At 73.6% G+C, this 3,057-nt stretch carries 3 protein-coding genes and 1 pseudogene; 2 read left to right on the top strand and 2 right to left on the bottom strand.

What is annotated here, in order from left to right; translation table 11 throughout:
* Positions 1 to 31 precede the first annotated feature (31 nt).
* Both fdhD and ACSIH6_RS39160 read left to right on the top strand, forming a co-directional pair.
* The gene (fdhD, locus tag ACSIH6_RS39165) at positions 32 to 913 is read left to right on the top strand and encodes a formate dehydrogenase accessory sulfurtransferase FdhD (RefSeq protein ID WP_435113917.1); all 882 of its coding nucleotides are present in this window, start codon (positions 32 to 34) and stop codon (positions 911 to 913) included.
* Between the two features lie 105 nt (positions 914 to 1,018).
* Positions 1,019 to 1,351, top strand: a complete 333-nt coding sequence (locus ACSIH6_RS39160) for a hypothetical protein (RefSeq protein WP_435113915.1) — start codon at positions 1,019 to 1,021, stop codon at positions 1,349 to 1,351.
* Here ACSIH6_RS39160 and ACSIH6_RS39155 read toward each other — a convergent pair.
* On the bottom strand, positions 1,348 to 2,895 hold the full coding sequence (locus ACSIH6_RS39155; protein WP_435113913.1) for an aldehyde dehydrogenase family protein: 1,548 nt from the start codon (positions 2,893 to 2,895) through the stop codon (positions 1,348 to 1,350). The two genes, ACSIH6_RS39160 and ACSIH6_RS39155, sit on opposite strands and share 4 nt — an antisense overlap.
* Positions 2,892 to 3,057, bottom strand: a pseudogene (locus ACSIH6_RS39150) (succinate--CoA ligase subunit alpha); the annotation flags it as partial. The pseudogene ACSIH6_RS39150 and the gene ACSIH6_RS39155, both read right to left, overlap by 4 nt.

Below are 3,057 nucleotides of genomic sequence, written 5' to 3'. Positions count from 1 at the left end.
GACAGAGGTACACCGGAAGGCGGTGGAGTGGATGGGACGGGTCACGGTCCGGGAGAAGGTGCTCCGGATCAGGGACGGGTCCGCGACCGAGCGCGTGGACACGCTGGTCGTCGAGGAGCCCCTGGAGATCAGGCTGGACGGGGACCCGCTGAGCGTCACCATGCGCACCCCCGGCAACGACTTCGACCTGGCCGCGGGGTTCCTGGTGAGCGAGGGCGTGGTCTCCCGCGGCGAGGAGGTCACCGCGATCCGCTACTGCGCCGGGGCCACCGAGGACGGTTCGAACACCTACAACGTGCTCGACGTGTCCCTGGCCCCGGGTGTCCCCCGCCCGGACACCTCCCTGGAGCGCAACTTCTACACCACGTCCTCGTGCGGCCTGTGCGGCAAGGCGAGCCTGGAGGCCGTGCGCACCCAGGCCGTGTGGCCGGTGGACGGGGACGGGCTGCGCGTCGACACGGACGTCCTGACCTCGCTGCCCGACCGGCTGCGCGAGGCGCAGCGGGTGTTCGAGCGCACCGGCGCCCTGCACGCCGCCGGGCTGTTCACCGCCGACGGCGAACTGCTGGCGCTGCGCGAGGACGTGGGCCGCCACAACGCGGTGGACAAGCTGGTCGGCTGGGCGCTGCGCTCCGGACGGCTCCCGCTGCGCGAGACGGTGCTGATGGTCTCGGGACGCGCCTCCTTCGAGCTGGTCCAGAAGGCGTGGATGGCCGGCATCCCGATGATGGCCGCCGTCTCCGCGCCCTCGTCCCTGGCCGTCGACCTCGCCGCGGAGGCGGGCATCACCCTGGTCGGCTTCCTCCGGGGAACCTCCATGAACGTCTACGCCGGACGGCACCGGATCCTCCTGAAGAAGGCGCACACCGCGCCTTCGGCGGCCACGGGAGGCGTCCGCGGTCCGGGTCGGTAGACGCGGGAGCGGCCGGTGCGCTCCAGCCCCCTGCACCGACCGCTCCCGACATCCGGTCCCCGAAGAACCGAATCCAGCTCCCCTTCGCTTTGGCACACTTGCCGCATGACTGAAAACGGGCTTCCCGTGGGCAGCGGTTCCTCGTTTTGGACGAGCCCGTCGCTCCCCGAGGACACCGTCGGCGCTGTGCGCGCCGTCACCGGAAGGCGAGGGCTCTCCGCCCACGCCGCCGAAGAGGTCGAGCACCGGTTGCGCGGCGACCTGATCGCCCAGGATCTCGCTGACTACCAGGAGGAGTACGGCACCTTCACGGAGGAGGAGCGCGCCTGGGCCACAGCTGAGCTGACGGGCGAGCGGAAGGACACCGCCTGGTCGCTGTCTGAGGAAGACGGTCTTCCGGGGAGCCGCCGGTCCCCGGAAGACCGCGCCTCTCCCTAGACGCGCCCCTCGGGGCGCAGGGTGTAGTGCGGGAAGTTGCCGGGTGGGCGCTCGGCCGCCGGTCCCCTCGTGACCGCGTGGACCAGCAGCTCACCACCGACGAAGGCGCCCCGCCAGGAGTCGCCCCAGCCGCCGAACAGCTCCTCGCGGTCCCCGCGCGAGCGCGGCCGGTTGACGCCGACCTTGAAGGCGCGCACCCCGGCGGCCAGGCGCGCGGCCGTGTCGGTGTCGTCGCACGAGACCGTGGCGACCAGGGCGCCGTTGCTGGCGTTCATGGCGGCCAGCAGCTCGGCCTCGGTGTCCACCAGCACGATCGAGTCGACCGGGCCGAAGGGCTCGGCGTGGAAGAGCGGCGAGGAGCGCGGCGGCTCCAACAGGGCCACCGGGGCCACGTAGGCGTCGGTGTTCTGGCCCGGCAGCAGGAGGGCGTCCTCCAACCCGCCGCGGTACAGCGGCACGGCCCCGCCCGCGACGGCCTCGGCCACACGGTCGGTCAGCTCCTTGGCCTTGGCCGCGTTGATCACCGGGCCGAAGTCCAGCTCGGGCAGGCCGTCCCCGGCCGACTCCACGGCCAGGGGGTGGCCGAAGCGCACCGCCCGGACCGCCGTGAGGTAGGCGTCGAGGAAGGCGTCGAAGCGGGAGCGCTGCACGACGAACCGGGGGTAGGCGGTGCAGCGCTGCTTGGCGTAGTCGAAGGTCCTGCGGATCTGCCCGGAGAGGGTCTCCCAGTCCTCGAACTCCCACACGCCCCAGCAGTTGAGCCCCTCCTGCTCCAGGACGTGCGGTCGCCCCAGGTCGGCGAGGTCGGCCGCCACCCGGCCGCCGGTGTCCCGTCCGCCCACGAAGGACACGCAGCCGATCTCGGGCCCGCGCACCAGCGCCGGGGAGAGGTCGCGGCCGCCTCCGCTGACCAGCGTGAACGGCAGGCCCTCGCGGACCGCCAGGGCCACGGCCAGGGTCAGGCAGACCAGCCCGCCGTCGGTGGGGGTCTTGGCGATCACGCCGTTGCCCGCCAGCGCCTGGACGCACATCGCGTGCGCCAGCACGCTCATCGGGTAGTTCCAGCTCGCGATGTTGCTGACCGGGCCGTCCAGGGGCAGGCGGCCCTCCAGCATGGGCTCGACGCCGTCCAGGTACCACTCGACCCCCGAGATCGCCCGGTCCACGTCCTGGCGGGCCAGCCGCCAGGGCTTGCCGATCTCCCAGACCAGGGCCAGGGCCAGGGTGTCGCGGTGCCGCTCCCAGGCCCGGACCGCGGCGCGGACCCGCTCCCGGCGCTCGGCCAGGGGCAGCGCGCTCCAGCGGCGGTGGTCCTCGGCCGCCCCGGCGACCGCGCGGGCCGCGGTGGCGCCGTCGAGCATGGGCGGGCCCGCGATCTCCGAGCCGTCCACGGGCGAGTACGCGGTCCGGGGCTCGCCGTCGGCGCGCCACCGGCCGCCCCAGTGGTTGTGCGTCCGGTCGGGTCCGAAGGCCTCCGGGGCCTCCTCGCGGCAGCGGGTGTACAGGGTCGCCCAGTCGGTGCCGGGCTTGAGCATCGCCGTCATCGCGCTGTGGGCGCCGTCTCGGAGAGGGCGCCCGCCTCCTCTCCGTGGGACGCTCCGACCAGGACGGTACGCACCATCCGGGCCGCTTCGCTGGGGGTGGTGCCGACCTTGACGCCGACCGCTTCCAGAGCTTCCTTCTTCGCGGCGGCCGTGCCCGAGGAG

Origin of the sequence: Nocardiopsis synnemataformans (genome assembly GCF_965343085.1) — a bacterium.
GTDB classification, from domain to species: domain Bacteria; phylum Actinomycetota; class Actinomycetes; order Streptosporangiales; family Streptosporangiaceae; genus Nocardiopsis; species Nocardiopsis alborubida.
The sequence above is the reverse complement of the archived record's forward strand: the minus strand, read 5'-3'. Positions and strand labels throughout refer to the sequence as shown.